This is a genomic window from Moraxella sp. HMSC061H09, from assembly GCF_001809255.1.
GTDB lineage: Bacteria > Pseudomonadota > Gammaproteobacteria > Pseudomonadales > Moraxellaceae > Moraxella > Moraxella catarrhalis.
Window position 1 is genome coordinate 222,342 of sequence record NZ_KV796849.1, and the last position, 16,583, is coordinate 238,924.

The 16,583-nt window shown below is 40.3% G+C and carries 14 protein-coding genes and 1 pseudogene; 9 read left to right on the top strand and 6 right to left on the bottom strand.

All coding sequences use genetic code 11. From position 1 onward, the window contains the following. Window positions 1-128: 128 nt before the first annotated feature. The 4 genes from HMPREF2573_RS05195 (at window position 129) to HMPREF2573_RS05210 (ending at window position 3,437) form a co-directional block, all read left to right on the top strand. Complete coding sequence (locus HMPREF2573_RS05195) at window positions 129-626, top strand: FKBP-type peptidyl-prolyl cis-trans isomerase (protein ID WP_070472798.1); 498 nt, start codon at window positions 129-131, stop codon at window positions 624-626. 115 nt (window positions 627-741) lie between these two features. After that, window positions 742-1,911: a homoserine O-succinyltransferase MetX gene (locus HMPREF2573_RS05200; RefSeq protein WP_070472800.1), complete on the top strand. Its 1,170-nt coding sequence runs from the start codon at window positions 742-744 to the stop codon at window positions 1,909-1,911. A 54-nt stretch (window positions 1,912-1,965) separates the two neighbouring features. After that, window positions 1,966-2,580, top strand: a complete 615-nt coding sequence (gene metW, locus HMPREF2573_RS05205) for a methionine biosynthesis protein MetW (RefSeq protein WP_003659165.1) — start codon at window positions 1,966-1,968, stop codon at window positions 2,578-2,580. A gap of 287 nt (window positions 2,581-2,867) precedes the next feature. Beyond that, complete coding sequence (locus tag HMPREF2573_RS05210) at window positions 2,868-3,437, top strand: tetratricopeptide repeat protein (protein WP_003659160.1); 570 nt, start codon at window positions 2,868-2,870, stop codon at window positions 3,435-3,437. Window positions 3,438-3,571: 134 nt separating this feature from the next. Here HMPREF2573_RS05210 and HMPREF2573_RS05215 read toward each other — a convergent pair whose 3' ends face one another. Together HMPREF2573_RS05215 and guaB are read right to left on the bottom strand one after the other, a co-directional pair. Next, complete coding sequence (locus HMPREF2573_RS05215) at window positions 3,572-5,848, bottom strand: TonB-dependent receptor domain-containing protein (RefSeq protein WP_038519905.1); 2,277 nt, start codon at window positions 5,846-5,848, stop codon at window positions 3,572-3,574. A 393-nt stretch (window positions 5,849-6,241) separates the two neighbouring features. Then, on the bottom strand, window positions 6,242-7,714 hold the full coding sequence (gene guaB / locus HMPREF2573_RS05220) for an IMP dehydrogenase (protein ID WP_003659156.1): 1,473 nt from the start codon (window positions 7,712-7,714) through the stop codon (window positions 6,242-6,244). A gap of 473 nt (window positions 7,715-8,187) precedes the next feature. On the opposite strand from guaB, the gene HMPREF2573_RS05225 reads away from it, so the two are divergent. The 5 genes and pseudogenes from HMPREF2573_RS05225 to HMPREF2573_RS05245 all read left to right on the top strand — a co-directional run bounded on the left by HMPREF2573_RS05225 (window position 8,188) and on the right by HMPREF2573_RS05245 (window position 12,879). Then, window positions 8,188-8,991: a DsbC family protein gene (locus HMPREF2573_RS05225; protein ID WP_003659154.1), complete on the top strand. Its 804-nt coding sequence runs from the start codon at window positions 8,188-8,190 to the stop codon at window positions 8,989-8,991. A gap of 374 nt (window positions 8,992-9,365) precedes the next feature. After that, window positions 9,366-10,667 carry a homoserine dehydrogenase gene (locus HMPREF2573_RS05230; protein ID WP_070472802.1) on the top strand — a complete coding sequence of 434 codons (1,302 nt, stop codon included), beginning with the start codon at window positions 9,366-9,368 and terminating at the stop codon, window positions 10,665-10,667. Window positions 10,668-10,894: 227 nt separating this feature from the next. Continuing rightward, window positions 10,895-11,568: pseudogene (gene yihA / locus HMPREF2573_RS05235) on the top strand (ribosome biogenesis GTP-binding protein YihA/YsxC). 2 nt (window positions 11,569-11,570) lie between these two features. After that, the gene (gene rsmI, locus HMPREF2573_RS05240; protein ID WP_003672930.1) at window positions 11,571-12,407 is read left to right on the top strand and encodes a 16S rRNA (cytidine(1402)-2'-O)-methyltransferase; all 837 of its coding nucleotides are present in this window, start codon (window positions 11,571-11,573) and stop codon (window positions 12,405-12,407) included. A gap of 25 nt (window positions 12,408-12,432) precedes the next feature. Then, complete coding sequence (locus tag HMPREF2573_RS05245; protein ID WP_003660760.1) at window positions 12,433-12,879, top strand: GatB/YqeY domain-containing protein; 447 nt, start codon at window positions 12,433-12,435, stop codon at window positions 12,877-12,879. A gap of 77 nt (window positions 12,880-12,956) precedes the next feature. On the opposite strand, the gene HMPREF2573_RS05250 is transcribed toward HMPREF2573_RS05245, so the two are convergent. The 4 genes from HMPREF2573_RS05250 to yegQ all read right to left on the bottom strand — a co-directional run bounded on the left by HMPREF2573_RS05250 (window position 12,957) and on the right by yegQ (window position 16,344). Beyond that, window positions 12,957-13,217, bottom strand: coding sequence for a YfhL family 4Fe-4S dicluster ferredoxin (locus tag HMPREF2573_RS05250; protein WP_003660762.1), 261 nt, complete (start codon window positions 13,215-13,217; stop codon window positions 12,957-12,959). A gap of 4 nt (window positions 13,218-13,221) precedes the next feature. Then, window positions 13,222-13,830, bottom strand: a complete 609-nt coding sequence (locus tag HMPREF2573_RS05255) for a PDDEXK family nuclease (RefSeq protein WP_226889837.1) — start codon at window positions 13,828-13,830, stop codon at window positions 13,222-13,224. 106 nt (window positions 13,831-13,936) lie between these two features. Beyond that, window positions 13,937-14,920 carry a DNA (cytosine-5-)-methyltransferase gene (gene dcm, locus HMPREF2573_RS05260; protein ID WP_003660765.1) on the bottom strand — a complete coding sequence of 328 codons (984 nt, stop codon included), beginning with the start codon at window positions 14,918-14,920 and terminating at the stop codon, window positions 13,937-13,939. A gap of 14 nt (window positions 14,921-14,934) precedes the next feature. Continuing rightward, window positions 14,935-16,344 carry a prephenate-dependent tRNA uridine(34) hydroxylase TrhP gene (gene yegQ / locus HMPREF2573_RS05265; RefSeq protein WP_003667742.1) on the bottom strand — a complete coding sequence of 470 codons (1,410 nt, stop codon included), beginning with the start codon at window positions 16,342-16,344 and terminating at the stop codon, window positions 14,935-14,937. Window positions 16,345-16,583: the final 239 nt, after the last annotated feature.

Below are 16,583 nucleotides of genomic sequence, written 5' to 3' on the forward strand. Positions count from 1 at the left end.
AAAAGACCCAGCACCAATCAAATCGCAATTTTTCAAGTTTTAACCATCTTTGTTGATTAACTGTGCTAAAATAACCACAAAAACCGCCATCCATCCCAAAATCCAATTCACCAATTGAATGCCATCTCATGAATACACCCATTTTACCCAGTGAAGAAGTTCGCATCACCCATAAAAGTACCGTCAGTTTACATTTTGAGGTCAGTTTGATGAACGGTGAGGTGATTGATTCAACTTTTCATCGCCACGAACCTGTCACACTCACCATCGGCGATGAAAGTTTATTGGCAGGATTTGAAAAAGTCTTAATCAACCTCAAAGCTGGTGATACACGCACCGCCACCTTGTCAGCTGATGATGCCTTTGGACAATGGAATCCTGAAAATGTACAAACTTTTACTCGGACACAATTTGCCCTATCCGAACCCAATCCTGTGGTTGGTATGATGATGGAATTTGCCGATAAAGGTCAAAATTCACTGGTTGGTGTCATAAGCTTGGTAACCGATGATGAGGTTTTGGTTGATTTTAATCACCCTTTAGCAGGTCAAGATGTGTTATTTAAAGTGCAAATCTTTAAGGTTACCCCGCCCAATCAGGTTGGTTTTCAATTAAGGTCTAGTTAGACGATGGTGTTTAGTTAAGTTATCATTAAAATCAATGCTTAGCTAAATTCAGTCAATTAACTTCAGTTAATCAAGATTAAGTACATAAATACATTGAATAAATTAGGAAACCGTTGTGTCTGATTATGAACAAACAGCGCCGTATCTTGATCCAAGTTCCGTTGGCATTGTCCAGCCACAGACGCTTATTTTTGATGAGCCTTTAACATTAGAATGCCAGCAGGTTTTGCCTGCTTTTGAGCTTGTCATTGAAACTTATGGTACGCTCAATACAGATAAATCTAATGCCATCTTAATTTGCCATGCCTTATCAGGCAGCCATCATGCTGCAGGTTATCATTCTGCTGATGATACCAAGGCTGGCTGGTGGGATAATCTTATCGGTAACGGCAAAGCGATTGATACCAGCAAATTTTTTGTAGTTTGTTTAAATAATATTGGCTCTTGCCATGGTTCAACAGGTCCTACCACCATCAACCCCAAAACAGGTAAAATCTATGGTGCAGATTTTCCCTTGATTACCATCAAAGACTGGGTGAAAACCCAAGTTATGCTCTCTGATCGCTTAGGAATCAAAAAATGGCATGCCATCGTGGGTGGCTCAATGGGCGGCATGCAAGCACTGCAATGGTCGGTTGATTATCCTGATAGATTATCTCGCTGTGTGATCATCGCCAGTACGCCCAAATTATCCGCCCAAAATATTGCCTTTAATGAAGTTGCTCGCCAGTCAATCTTATCAGATCCTGAGTTTCATGATGGCTGGTATTTAGAGCATGGCACTTATCCACGGCGTGGTTTAATATTAGCTCGTATGGTTGGGCATATCACTTATATTACCGAAGATGCCATGAAAGCCAAATTTGGACGAGATTTAAAATCTGGTCGGTTTATGTATGGCTATGATGTTGAGTTTCAGGTAGAAAGCTATTTACGCTATCAAGGTGAACGCTTCAGCCAAAACTTTGATGCCAATACTTATCTTTTAATGACCAAAGCATTAGATTATTTTGATCCGACTCGTGACTATGCACCTGATGGTCTGTCTGATGAAGATGCCCTAAAGCTGACTTTGTCTCGCACACGCTGCCAATTTTTGGTAATATCTTTTACCACAGACTGGCGATTTAGCCCCGAACGCTCAGTTGAGTTGGTCGATGCTTTAATGGCTAATACCAAGCCAGTTAGCTTTGTAAATGTCGATGCCCCGCATGGTCATGATTCTTTTTTATTTGATATTCCTCGTTATCGTGATGCTCTCAAAGGTTTTTTACAGGCCAAATAAAGCATAATTTTAATATGTTAGCAAAAATTTTCATCAAATCCATATAGGTATTTTATGCGTATTGACCACCAACTTGTTGAGCAATGGATAGAACCTAATAGCCGTGTACTGGATTTAGGATGCGGTGATGGAACGCTGCTTGAACATCTTCAAAAGCATTTAGGCGTCACAGGTTATGGGCTTGAAATTGATGAATATAAAATCAATCAAGCCATTGCCAAAGGTTTAAATATCATTGAACAAAATCTCAATGATGGCTTGGCACGCTTTGCTGATAATAGCTTTGATACGGTCGTCATGGCTCGTGCGTTACAAGCAGTCAAGGCCCCAGACCAGCTATTGATCGATATGCTCAGAGTCGCCAAAGAAGGCATTGTCACTTTTCCAAATTTTGCCTATTGGCAAAACCGTATGTATTTGGGCATCAAAGGTATGATGCCGATATCAGACACTCTACCCCATGAATGGTATAATACCCCCAATATTCATCTATGTACTTTTAAGGATTTTGAACAATTGTGCGATAAAAATAACATTCGCATTCTAGACACAGTTGCCATTAGCGATAAGCCAAATCCAAAATTACCTCCAGTGCTATTAAATCATATGGTCAAGCGTATTCCAAATCTGCTGGCAGATGTTGCCGTTTATCATATTGCCAAGTACTAAGGTATCGCTGACTGTTGAGCAAGCACATTCACCTAGCGATATGAATTGATGATATTATGCAACTTTCTGTTACCCTTTGTTTACTGATATGATGATATAAATACATTATACTAAGTGGTTGAATTCATTCATAATATGCCATGCCATAGACCGTATAAATATCATTGAATATCATATATGAACGGTATGGATGTATTATTTGGTTTTATCTGTAAATACTTCCGACAGTCAGCATCATATGACTTTGGGAGACTTTACAAAGCTTTCACACACCAAAGGACATCGCCATGAAACTGCTTAAAATCACCTTATTTGCCAGCATATTGGGCAGTGCCACTTTCAGTCATTCTCTATCCGCCATTGCTAACACTCGCTTTGAAACAATCGATATCACAACCTTGACCAATCAAGCCGCTCGTGGTGATTATCATGCCCAGTTTTTTCTTGCCAAACGCTTGCAAAAAGGAGAAGGTGTTACCAAAGACGCCTCAAAAGCTGTTTATTGGTATACCCGTGCCGCCGAAAAAAATATTGCTCCAGCTCAGCTCAATCTTGGCATCATGTATTTGCGTGGAGAAGGTGTTAGAGCCGATATAGCCACAGGCCGAGCTTGGCTTGAGAAAGCAGCCAATTTGGGGGATAATCGTGCCAGCTATGCTTTGGCAATGATTGATGAGCAGCAACAACGCTTGGTTGATGCTTATAAATGGTATGATTTATCCGCTCGTGAGGGTATGCTTGATGATAATGTACGCAATCGTGCTAAGGTTAAAGTCAGCCAGCTTGCTCTGAATTTATCCTCCAGTGAAATCGAATCTGCCAAACGCAGTGCCAATGCGTGGTTTTTAAATCAGTAATGATTTAATTTTATCATTATAGCCAATCAATATGATACGATTGGTTTTTTATCGTTTTTATCCACTCATACCCATAAAAAGAACACCCAAGCAGTGCTTGAGTGTTCAGTATTATACCGATAAATCGGTAAGTATTAGTAAGTGAAGTTCACGCCAACACGGAAATCACGACCTGCCCCAGGTAAGGTATCTATGGAAGCACGCTGAGTGTGTGGGCGATAGTTTTTATTAAAGACATTATTCACCGCAAAGTTTACATTCACCTTATCATTACCATAAGGCTTCCAGTTGGCATAGATGTCACTGACATTATAGCCTTCACGGTTAAGTTTGCTAACTTCACCACTTATGATGGATGTGTCTTTGGCATCTACCCCTTCAACCAATGTGTGTCTCACACCAAGCTCTACACTGGGGTTTGGCAGGCGATAGGCGACATCTGCTGTCCATGTACGACCTGTACGCACGGCATATTCAGGATTGCCACTAAATTTGACATTGTGCATGGTTGGTTTGCTGTGAGCAACGCCAGCACGCGCACGCCACGCACCTTCGGTATAGCCTACACCCAGCTCATAGCCTTGGTTGGTCTGATGACCTTGGTTGCCAAGTGTTGGTACTTTAATAGGCTTACCATTAGCATCTGTTGTACCATGACGAGTTATATCAGCGGTCGCTCTGGCATTATCCACACGCTGCCAAAAATAACTGCCAAAGGCGGTATATGGTCCATTATTATAGTTAAAACCAATCTCGGTATTGCGTGCTTTTTCTGCTTTTGCATTGTCATCAATACTAATCACACCACCACGATAACCACGGCTTAGGATAGCATCAGCAAAGCGTGGGCTACGAGTGGCATAGATTAGGTTACCGCTGACGCTAAGATTAGGATTGACATCATAAATCACCCCAAAGCTTGGGTTGATGTCGGTTTTTCCAACCTTTTTACCATCCATGGCTTTAAAGTCAAAACGGTCAACACGCACGCCTGTATTGATGGTAAAGTCATTAATTTGGTTAACCGCTTCTAGATAAATGCCAGCATCGGTTTTTTCTTGATGCACCACACCAGGTTTTAGACTTCTGGGCGGTACAGCTTTTTGATGGCGATAGTTGATGCCATATTTTAATAAAGTATGGTCAACACCAAAGCCTTTTAATGGGCTGTGATTAAATTCTTTATCAAAATTAATATTAGCCCCTGTGGCTACCACATGCATGTTTGATGGTGTATCAACATTATCTATTATCTCTTTGGGCACATCTTTGGTGATATAGGTGTTACCTTGATCGCTAGAAGAGTTGCGTCCATGTTCTAACTTATAGACATTGGCAGTAACTTCATTTGCAAAACCAAGGTTTTTACCTGTCCATTCAAGGTTAGTTAACTTCTGGTAGGTTTCACGCTGAGTTGGGTTGTTCCTATCTAAATCAGCCACCAATTTACCATTGGCATCAACCACATTATACTTTTTACCATCTGGTGTTTTACTGCCAAGTTTGTAACCCTTGCCTGCATATTTGTTATCTAACTCTGCCTGAAGCTCAGTTTCGGTAAGGGTTTTATCATCTTTTTTTATATCTAGCGTCAAGGCACGATTGGCGAAGTCAAACTCTTCACGCACACCACGAATGCCTTTATGAACTTCATTTAGATGGCTGACCACAAATCGATGATCGCCAGCAGTTAGCCCTGCCTTGACAAGGTAACTGGATTTATCCAAGGCACTTCTTGTAACCACATCATTGCCCAACAGATTGGTGTACCCTTTACCGCCTTTATAGTCGCTGTCATTTACTTGATTATAAGAGACAAGGGCATCTACCTGACCAAATCCTGTCTGTGCTTTACCAAAGGCACTGCCATGATAAGAATGACCTTTGTTGGTTGATAAGCCTGCACCAACTTTAAAGCCATAATCTTTGTCGCTGTTTCTTAAAAGCTCATCAGCATCTAAGGTTTTGGTAACAATCGCACCATTGGTTGCCCCAATGCCTGCACTGGCAAAGCCTGCCCCTTTTTGTACCGAAACGACTTTGACCATCTGGGGGTCTAGCATAAAGCGACCTTGGTGGTAGTGTAATTGACCATCTTGATAAGCGTTGTCAATTTTTAGGTCAATGGCATTATGACCCATGCCACGAATGCTGATAAATTGAGAAGTACCATTACCACCGCCAAAACCGATGGCAGGTTCATCTTGTAACAAACCACGCAAATCTGTAGCCGTGCTTTCGTCTTTTTCTCGTAAGGTAACAACATTGGTTTTAATTTTTGCACCTTGGCGATCACTGACCACTGTATCGCCTGCCAAGACAACCTTAGGCTGGCTAACAGCTGCAAAAGCAGTGGTTGTAAAAGCGGCACTCACCGCCAATGTCAGCGGTAATAATTGAAACTTATTCATAATAACTCCGATTATGAGGCTTGAAATCAAATTTGTTTTTGTCAAATTATCCCTTGCTCATCTACTTACTAAAATCAACGAAAATACCGCCAAAAATGATAAATAAGAAAAAATAGCAAGGTACAAGTAAGAATTTTATCAAAAAAAATTTTTCTTGTAAATGATAATTGATATTATTGGTTAAAATAAATCAGAATTATTGTTATTTATTTTCATAATTTCATCTAATCGCTTGATTTTGAAAACTTTAAATTAATATTCTGTTATTTTTAGCCATTATCTAAATTAAAAGCATTTTAAAAATATGACAATAAGTCATGTGTCAGTTTATTTTTTATGCTCTAAAAAGCACCCACCCTATCTAATGAGTGCTTGTATTTGCTATTAATAGAGTTAATTTTGGCGATAATTGGGTGCTTCTTTGGTAATCTGTACATCGTGTACATGCGATTCCTTCATGCCTGCGGAAGTCACTTTGACAAAGCTGGTATTCTTACGCATCTGTTCGATGGTCTGGCAACCTGTATAACCCATGGATGATCTTAGCCCCCCCGCCAATTGACCGATGATGCCTGCCACAGGGCCTTTATAAGGAACACGGCCTTCGATACCCTCTGGAACCAGTTTTTCAACACCATCTTTGGCATCTTGAAAATAACGATCCGATGAGCCATTTTGACCAGACATTGCCCCCAAGCTGCCCATACCACGATAAGCCTTATAATAACGACCTTGGAATAATTCCACCTCACCAGGTGCTTCTTCGGTACCTGCCAACAAGCTACCCACCATAATACATGAAGCACCTGCTGCGATGGCTTTGGCGATATCACCCGAAAAACGAATACCGCCATCGGCAATCAAAGGAATGCGATCTTTTAACGCACTTGCCACACTATCAATGGCACTTATCTGCGGGACGCCAATGCCTGCAACAATACGGGTTGTACAAATAGAACCAGGACCAATACCCACTTTAACAGCATCTGCCCCTACATCTAACAGTGCCAAAGCAGCATCACCTGTTGCGATATTACCCCCAATGACTTGGATATTAGGGTAGTTTTTCTTAATCCACGCCACACGATCGATCACACCCTTGGAATGACCATGTGCGGTATCTACGATAATCACATCGGCTTGTGCATCGATCAATGCTTCAACACGCGCTTGGGTATCGGCACCAGTACCAACTGCCGCACCAACCAGCAGGTGACCTTTACTGTCTTTGGCGGCATTCGGGTTATTTTCTGCTTTAGAAAAATCATTAACGGTAATCAACCCCTTAAGCTGATAATCATCATCAATCACCACCACTTTTTCAATACGGTGGCGATGTAACAGCTCTTTGATACGCTCTTGGGTTTCACCTTCTTTAACAGTCACAAGCTTATCTTTTGGGGTCATCACATTGGCGACTGGCTGAGATAAATTGGTCTCAAAACGCAAATCACGATGAGTGACAATACCCACAACCTTATTAGTGCCTGCTTCAACGACTGGTACGCCACTGATTTTATGCTCACGCGTCAAGGCAAGCAAATCGCCAACCGTTGCATCGGCGGTAACAGTAATCGGATCTGCCACCGTACCTGCTTCAAACTTTTTCACATGGCGGACACGGCGTGCTTGGTGAGCGATATCCATATTTTTATGAATGATACCCATGCCACCTAGCTGAGCCATCGCAATTGCCATTTTTGATTCGGTGACGGTATCCATGGCAGCAGAAATAATGGGCAAATTGATGGTAATATCTTTGGTTAAGCGAGTGGTTAGGGAAGTTTGTTTTGGGAGAACTTCAGAATAGGCGGGCAAAAGCAAGACATCATCAAATGTCAAAGCATCATAGGCAATGCGTAGCATAGGTTATTTCCTGTATGAGCGCCTAATTGGGCTTTAAATCGAGTGATAAAACACCAAAGGCAGGTTTGAAATAACGCCGTATTGTATCAAATAATTATGACAATTTGCAAGTCAGATGATGCGATTATTTAAAATAAAATAAGTTAAGTTATTATCAATTTATTATAAATGTAATATGAATAATAATCCAATGCGATAAAACCAAAACAAACCACAGTAAAAATTAACGCTGTCATTTAAACAAATATCTTGAAATATCTTGGTAGCAATGGCCATTTTTTGGTATAATTTTTTGAGATTATCTATTTTAGTTAAGCCAATGACTTTTGGGATATGATGATTAAGATGTCAATACTTCATAACTTCATGCAACAGCCATTTTAATCATCAAAGGCAAGTCGCTCAATGACTGATAAATCATTGATATCACACCCTCAAACTACCATGTTTATCACTTTTAGGCTGTTAAAACCATGCGTCAAATTTTTATGCACCGATTATTACCGCCAACACTGATGGCAAGCTTTTTATTATTAAGCGCCTGCAGCTCTGGCAATTCTCATGCCAAAGATACCTCTAATGCCAGCCAGCCAACAACCCAAACTTCTTCTCAAAGCGATACCACGCTTGTCAAGACGCTCCAAGATAATTTGACCCAAGCAGGGGTTGATATCACTGTGACAAATGCCCTGCCAACAACCATGCCTGATATCTATTGGGTCAGCTTTGAAAATGCCCCTGCAATGTTCACAGATAAATCGGGTGAATATTTAATTCAAGGGCAAATTGTCAAATTAAGTGGTGATTATCCGACAGATATTACCGCTGACATTCAGTCATCTTTGGCCAAAGAAACCTTAGCCAAAGCCAATACTGATGATATGATTATTTACCCTGCAACCAGTCAGCATAAAGCATCTATTTATGTTTTTAGCGACCCAACTTGCCACTACTGCCGAATGCTACACAAGGATATCAAGCAGCTCAATGCTGGCGGTATTGAGGTGCGTTATTTGGCGTGGCCACGCTCAGAACAAGACATACCGCTCACCGAAGCAATTTGGTGCAGCCAAGACCGAAAAGCAGCCTTAACAGCAGCTAAGCTTGGTCAAACTGTCCATGCCAAGCATTGTAAAAACCCTGTTCAAGAACATTTGGCATTAGGGCGTAGTTTGGGCGTATCAGGCACGCCTGCTGTTTTTGCCGAATCTGGCAGGCAGATTGGTGGCTATATGCCTGCCAAAGATCTCATCCATACTGCCATTGAACAACGATAACTGTCCTGATTGATCAAAAAAGCTGGGGCGTGCCTACCCTTGATAATATTTTATTAAGTTTTGATAAAAATAAAATTTAATATTATTTATGATGAAAAACGACTAAATTGTATTTTTGTTGTCAATACCACAGGTAAGTACACCCTAATACCTAAGGGTAAAAATTAAATCACCAAAAAAACCTAGCACAAAACACGAACTTATGATAACTTAGGCAATTTATAGATTTATCAAAGGTGTTAAAAGGTATTTTTTAATTTGAATAATTTTAATATTGAACATATCAGCACTGATTATAAACGCTTTTTTCAGAGTTTGGTGGTCTTTTTATCGCCAAATGTATCAAAATTAACATTCCGATAGCGGAGTATTTTGTGAATAATACCATCAATCTTGCCGTACTGGGTTTGGGTACTGTCGGTACTGGCGTATTAAACCTTATTAAAGATAATGTCAATGAGCTTGCTCGCCGTAGCGGTCATCAGCTTGTGATAACACACGCAGGGACTCGCCGTCATCGCCATGATATCGACCCAAGTATCAATCAAACTGCTGATTTAATGTCCATTGCAGAGGCGAAGGATGTGGATATCGTGATTGAGGTGATTGGCGGTACAGATATTGCCTATGAAGTCATCACGCATGCCATTCGCCACAAAAAACATGTTGTAACCGCCAACAAGGCTTTACTTGCCAAACATGGTAATGAGATTTTTAGATTGGCTGAAGAGCATGGCGTCCAAGTACGCTATGAAGCGGCTGTTGCAGGTGGTATCCCAATCATCAAAATTGTCCGAGAAGCGTTGGCGGCAAATAAAATTGACTGGCTCACTGGTATCATCAATGGTACTGGCAACTTTATCATGACAGAGATGCAACAAAAAAATCGTAAATTTGACGAAGTACTTGTTGAAGCTCAAGCGCTTGGTTATGCAGAAGCTGACCCAACTTTTGATGTTGAAGGGATTGATGCGGCACATAAATTATCCCTATTGGCATCTATCGCCTTTGGCATTCCTGTACAGTTTGATAAAGTTTATTGCGAAGGCATTACCAAGATCGGCTTACAAGATGTCATCTATGCCAAAGAGCTTGGCTATACGATCAAGCATTTAGGCTTTGCTATCCGCCGTGATCATGGCATTGAACTTCGTGTTCATCCTACACTTATTCCTTCGCAAGCACTTCTTGCCAATGTTAATGGCGTCAAAAATGCCGTTATGATTGATGCTCACCCCTTAGGTCAATCACTGTATTATGGTGATGGTGCAGGTGCAGGTGCAACCGCATCAGCAGTTATGGCTGATGTGATGGATTTGATTTATGTCATCAATGCCGCCACACCAAGCGATGTACCACATTTGGCATTTATTCCCGAAGAGCTGTCTGATATTGGTATTTTCCCTGCCGATGAGATGACATCGGGTTATTACTTGCGTTTAACGGTCAAAGATGAAGTTGGTGTTTTGGCAGACACAACCCGCATTTTAAGTGATAATGGTATTAATATCGATGCCATTTTACAGCGTGATGCCCATAAATCAGGCTTAGTACCAGTGATTATTTTAACACTGCCTGTCTTAGAAAAACAAATGAATGCCGCCATCCGCCAAATTGAAGCACTCGGAGCAGTGGTTGAACCTGTTGTGCGTATTCGCCTAGAAAGCTTAGAATAAAGCGTAGTTGTCTATTTGCCTTGTAAAAAAGATACCAGTCATCTTTTTACATTCATTTTTAAGCTTAATATGTCACTTAAATGGCTATTTTTTAAATGGCCATTTTTTATCATCATTGAAAAAAATAGATGGTTTGCCTGAAATTTAACACGCATCGCCCTAGGCTCATATCGCTATTTTTAATCTTTCATGGTACACTTAAATATTATGTTTAACGATTAACTGATATGAACAGCCAAGAGATATTAAAACAAATTCACCAAACTAAGTTTTTATTGTCCGCTCCCACCTTTAAACTATGCCCTGAAGATACAGGCTTTGAGGTGGCATTTGCTGGCCGCTCCAATGCTGGTAAATCCTCTGCCATCAATACCATCACACACCAAAAACAACTTGCTCGTTCGTCAAAACACCAGGACGAACCCAAATGATTAACTTTTTTATGGTGGGTGATGAACAAGCACGCATCGTGGATTTGCCTGGTTATGGTTATGCCGCTGTACCTGAAAGCATGAAAATCAAATGGCAAAAAGAACTTGAAGACTATCTGGTATCTCGCCAATCCTTGGCAGGGCTGGTTTTGATGACTGATATCCGCCATCCACTTAAATATTTTGATGAACAAATGTTACACTGGGCAAAAGATGGCAAATTACCTGTTCATGTTTTACTCACAAAATCTGATAAGCTTAAGCGAGGCGCACAAAAATCCGCCTTGTTAGCAACAAAAAAACAGCTAGAAGTATTGGACTTACCTTTTAGTATTCAGTTGTTTTCTGCACTTAAAAAAGAGGGTATGGATGAGCTTGCTTTGGTGCTTGGTGATTGGCTACACCTAACACCTTCTGACAAGCATCATCTATCACCCAGCAATACAGATATTTTTGGTGAGAATGAATAATCATGAATGGTACTTTATACATTGTTAGCACGCCAATTGGCAACTTATCAGACATGACAGAACACGCCATCAGCACACTAAAATCCGTCAATCTCATCGCTTGTGAGGATACTCGTACTTCATCCAAATTGCTAAAGCATTTTAATATCACCACGCCAACGATTGCTTATCATGAACATAATGCCGATAAGCAAACCGTACACCTAATTGAAAAATTAAACTCTGGTCAGTCTGTTGCACTCATTAGCGACGCAGGGACACCCTTGGTCTCTGACCCTGGATATCGATTGGTCAAGGCATCTCACGAACACGGTATCAATACAGTGCCTATTGTGGGTGCATGTGCAGCGATAGCCGCCCTTTCGGTGGCAGGACTGCCCTCAGACCGATTTACTTTTGCTGGATTTTTGCCCGCCAAGTCGCATGGACGACTTAAAGCCTTGCAACACTGGCAAGCCTGCACACAAACTTTAATATTTTATGAAGCACCACACCGCATCGTTGACTCCTTAACTGACATGATGACTGTTTTTGGGGCAACTCGTGAAGCAACTTTATGTCGTGAGCTGACCAAAACCTTTGAAACCATCAAAAAGCTGCCCTTAGGTGAGCTTGTCCAATTTGTCCAAAATGACAGCAATCAACAAAAAGGTGAAATTGTCGTGGTGGTTGCAGGATGTGATGACACAGTACACCAAAGCACGGATTATGATGCGTGGCTTCTTGCTATCACCAAAGAACTCCCACCCAAAAAAGCTGCCAGCATTGTTGCAGATGTACTTGGATTAAAAAAAACGACCGTATATGATCGGCTGTTAGCCCTACAAAACCATACTTAATCAACCCCATTAAAGGAAAACTGTCATGACTTTAAAAGACTCATTAACCCAAACCATCAAATCTTCTATGAAAGCTCGAGAGATGGAAGTGGTAAAAATCCTGCGTAATGTACAAGCCGCCATCAAAAAAGTAGAGATTGATACTCAGACAACTTTAGATGATAATGCTGTGCTTGAGCTGTTACAAAAGCAAATCAAACAGCGTCAAGAATCATTGGATATTTATGAAGCGAATGGTCGAGATGATTTGGCAGCCAAAGAAAAATTTGAAATTGAGGTCATTGGGCAGTTTCTACCTGCTCAACTTAATGAAGCGGCGCTGAATGATATCATCGCTGCGACTATTACTGAGCTTGAAGCCAATAGCATGAAAGATATGGGACGCGTAATGAATGCTGTTAAAGAAAAGACCGTCGGTCAAGCTGATCCTGCCATCATTTCAGGATTGGTCAAAAAAGCACTGACGGCATAGCAATAAACAACCACCAAAACATTAAAAGCGTACTAATGGGTACGCTTTTTAATCGGTTTACTTTAAAAGATTTATTTTTATGATTTTCCCCAAATCTGCTTATATTTTGCCATTAACTCATCAGGGGTTTCAGGTCGGCTATCATCTTTGATGATACAGTCAATGGGGCAGACCTTATCACAGGTCGGTTCATCATAAAAGCCTAGGCATTCGGTGCATAAATCAGGGTTGATGACATAAGTCTTTTGCCCTTTTTGGTCATAACTGATGGCATCATTGGGACACTCTGGTTCACAGATGTCGCAGTTGATACAGTCGGTGGTGATTTTTAGTGCCATAACTTTAAAGCTCAAATAATTCTGCTGGGTCAATCTTAAACTGAAGCATATTGGCAGTTGGTCGTCCATTATCCCCACCTTTTCTTTGCATGGTTACCCTTCCAATTTTTAATGAACCCCTAGGTGAAATCACCACATCACCATCGCCATAGTGTTGCAAAACTTCATTAATATTTTTTAAAGCCCAACGAGAATTTTGAGATAATTTTTGAGCAACCAACATCCATTCAGCACTAAACTCACCTCGCCCACGCAATATATCGCTCAGTACTAAGATTTTATTATTTTTAAACCAATTTAATAACATGATTTGTTCATTGTCAGTAAATTCATTCATTAAAAGTCGTTTTTTACTGCCTTTTTTTAATTCACCTGTAAAATATCTTAATAGTTGACCAATGTTGTCATCAAAATGCCAAAGTTCTTGATAGGATTTTACCCATCGTTTATCAATTTGGTTAAAACCTTTTTTATTACTAACCAATTTGACTTGAATATTTTTAATATCTACCACTTCTTTATAGAATACAAAAACTTGTAAATTAATATCTGCCTTATATCCAGATAAAATAACTGCTTTTACGCTCTTAATTTGTGATAAATCATAGCCCATAATAACAAGCCACTTCTGAGCAATCTCATCAGATTGCCAGTGATTAAATTTAGCACAAATGCCTTCTTCATTTTTGAAACCATTTTTGGCAGTTTGTGAACCCAAATCAATCAAGTTTTGCTTGTTGTTCATCTTGCTCACCAATAGATTTTAATAATTGTTTGCCAATCTGTTCAATGACTGTAACAGTCATGGCATTGCCTGCCTGCGAGAGTATTTTACCATCAGGTAATTTGTGTTCTATGACTTTTTTGGCAAGCTGCTTTGAAAATCCTTGCAATAATAAACTTTCATAACCACTTAATTTACGAAGTGTACCATTTTTGGTATATAAAATACCATGCCTACCTGTTCTTAGTGTTGGAACTTTTTTATCATAAAGGCGCAAATCTGATTGTCGCCAATCAATAATGTTATGGTCATTTTTTAAAATTTCTTCAATATTGTATTGATTTTTGTTATATTTGCTGGCTAGGTATTTTTGAAAAGTGGGATTATTGACATCAAATTCATAATCCCTATCATCACTTAAAAAGTCATCAATCGGTTTTGATAAAATTGGTTGTGGAAATTTAAAAGGCATGTGCTTAATATCTTTTCTGATGCCGACAAAATAAACCCGTTGGCGCATTTGTGGTACGCCATAATATTGGCTGTCTAATACTTGATGATACACATCATAGCCAGCTTCTAACAATAATGATAAGATAAAGTTCAGTGTTTCACCTTTATTGTGATTAATTAACCCTTTGACATTCTCTAAGATAAAAAAAGAGACTTTTTTTTGCTTTAAAATATCTGTCAGATAATAAATAATTTGCCCACGGTTATCATCAAGCCCTGCTCTTTTTCCAACAATGGAAAAAGTTTGACAAGGAAACCCAGCAAGCATCACATCAAAATCAGGTAAGTCATCTGAATTTAGTTGGGTTAAATCCCCCAAATTTGAGTAATCATTAAAAAATAATTGATAGGTTAGGTCAGAATTCAAATCAATTTCACTATGAGCAACACAGCACATGCCTGCATTTTCTAGACCCAGACGCCCTGCACCTATGCCAGAACAAAAATCCATAAATTTTAACTGCATATAACAATCACCGCTTAGCTATAAATCGCCTCACTCACGCTTTTCATCACTAGGGCAAATTTTAGCACGTCTTTATCCATATCCTTAAAGGGATTGGCAATTTGACACACCCAACCAGAGCCTAACGCACCATCAATCGCCTCGCCTTTTTTATCCCACATCTCAGTTAGCGTGTAGCTAACATTCCCCTGCGGAGTCATGATTTCAATGGTATCGCCCACCATCAGCTTGTTTTTGACAGTCAAAGTCAAACGCTCATCGCTGATGTCCGCCACTTCAGCGACAAACTGCTGATTGTCGGTCTTAGATGAGCCGTATTCATAATTTTGGTAATCAGAATGCACATGACGGCGTAAAAATCCTTCGGTATAACCACGATTGGCAAGCCCATCAAGCGCAGTGATGAGTCCTGTATCAAATGGCTTGCCTGCCAAAGCATCATCAATGGCACGGCGATAGACCTGAGCGGTGCGAGCGACATAATAATGCGATTTGGTACGCCCCTCAATTTTTAAAGAATGCACGCCCATATTGACCAAATCAGGCACCAGCTCCACCGCACGCAAGTCTTTTGAATTCATGATATAAGTGCCATGTTCGTCTTCATACATCGCCATCAGCTCACCCTTGCGACCTTGTTCTTCAATGAGTACAACCTCATCGGACGGTTTTTCTACATAATCATCGTCCATGACGACATCGCCATTTAGGTTGACATTGCTAATCTCGCCTTGACTGGGGACGAACACTTCTGGGTTGGCAGGGACGATATCGCCTGTTTCATTCTCCACCGCTTTATAAGTGTTGTAATTCCAGCGACAGGCATTGGTGCAAGTGCCTTGGTTGGCGTCTCGTTTGTTGATATAGCCAGAGAGCAAGCACCGCCCAGAATACGCCATGCACAGCGCCCCATGCACAAAAACTTCAACCTCCATGTCAGGCACTTCTTTGATGATTTGCTCAATTTCTTTGAGTGATAATTCACGGCTTAAAATCACACGGCTAATGCCCATCTGCTGCCAAAACTTCACCGTTGCCCAGTTCACGGCATTGGCTTGTACTGACAGGTGAATGACTTGATTGGGGAAAGCTTCTCGCACCATCATAATCATGCCAGCATCGGACATGATAAGCGCGTCAGGTTTCATTTCAATGACAGGGCGAATGTCTTCAATAAAGGTTTTTAATTTGGCGTTGTGTGCTTGAATGTTCACCACCACATAAAACTTTTTGCCAAGCGAATGGGCGTAGGCAATGCCTTTTGCCAAATTTTCTTCATCAAAGTCGTTGTTACGCACCCGCAAAGAGTAACGGGCTTGCCCTGCATACACCGCATCTGCCCCATAAGCAAAAGCATATTGCATGTTCTTAAATGTGCCAGCAGGACAAAGCAGTTCAGATTTTTGGGCGATTGGGGAGGTCATAATGAATGCTCTTTTTTTATGGTCAAAATTATTTGTATTATAGCAAATTTTTCTACTTTTAGGGTTGTATCATCACCAAAATTATATTTAATTTAATTTAATTTTATTATTTTATTAAGATTATTTTCTAAGGTGGTTTATAGAACCGTTTTTTAAGAATGTTTTAAAATCACTTGATAATCTGCTATGATACAGTTATATTTTGTATGATTTACCTTTTATACACTGATGGTAGTTTA